Annotated in this window: 2 protein-coding genes; both read right to left on the bottom strand. The window is 45.0% G+C overall.

Going from position 1 to position 1015, the window contains the following annotated elements; all coding sequences use genetic code 11:
• The coding region (locus ACX0G7_RS27300) for an IS3 family transposase (RefSeq protein WP_458926718.1) at window positions 1–767 on the bottom strand (767 nt) is incomplete at its 3' end.
• Window positions 768–775: 8 nt separating this feature from the next.
• Window positions 776–1015 (bottom strand): transposase (locus tag ACX0G7_RS27305; protein WP_458926719.1); only part of this gene is annotated, 240 nt, incomplete at its 5' end.

The raw sequence follows: 1015 nt of genomic DNA on the forward strand, positions 1-1015 counted from the left end.
TCGATGCGGGCATCTTCAATGCTCTCGTAGTGTTTGCCTTGGATTAGCTCTGCTTTCAATCTGCTGAAGCAGGATTCCATAAACGCATTATCATATGGGTTATCAGCTTCACTCATGCTTTGACTGATTTGAAATCTGCTGAGTAGTGCCCGGTATAATTTTGAGCCATATTGGCCGCCACGATCGGAATGTATGATCAGCATTTTGGTAATTTTTCGATTTCCCATAGCTTTCCGAAGGGCATCAATTACCAATTGTTCTTTCATATTGTCGCTCAATTGCCATCCTACGATTTTGCGGGAGACAAGGTCCATGATCACGGCCAGGTAACACCAACGATTCTCTTTCAATGGAACATAGGTGATGTCGCAAACCCACACCTGGTTGATCATCTTTGGCCACAGGGTGTTTGTCAACAAGTTTGGGCTTATAGCATAAGAGTGCCTGCTGTCAGTGGTTTTGGGCACAAAGCTTCTCGGCTGGATAGCTTTCATGCCGAACTTACGCAAAACACGGGCGGTCAAAAACCTACTAACATTCAGACCATCTTTCGATAATGAATGCCTGATCCGTCGCGCGCCGTAACGCCCTTTGTGTTCGATAAAAGTATCTTTAACCTGTTGCTCCATTTGCTTCCTGTGAGGTGATAATTGATGGCTACGTTGCCTTCGCCAATCATAGTAGGCACTTCGGCTGACCTTCATGCTCTGGCACAAATTACGCAGTGGATACTGGGACTCGTGTGCAGCAATAAACTGATAAATCACTACGGGGTTTAGCGGCTGAAAATGCCCAAGGCTTTTTTTAAAATTTCGCGCTCCATTTCGAGATCTTTGATCTTCTTTTGCAGTGCAACTTTTTCCGGATCAAAAGTAGGTTGCGGAGAGTCCCCTGATGATTTATGAGAACCATGTGTAGTTGCCTTTACCCATCGGTAAATTAATGAACTGGTTACACCAAGAGCCTTGGCAACATCGGGCACAGAACGGCCCGATTCAATCATTTTCAAAACATC

This window comes from Flavitalea antarctica (assembly GCF_054461535.1).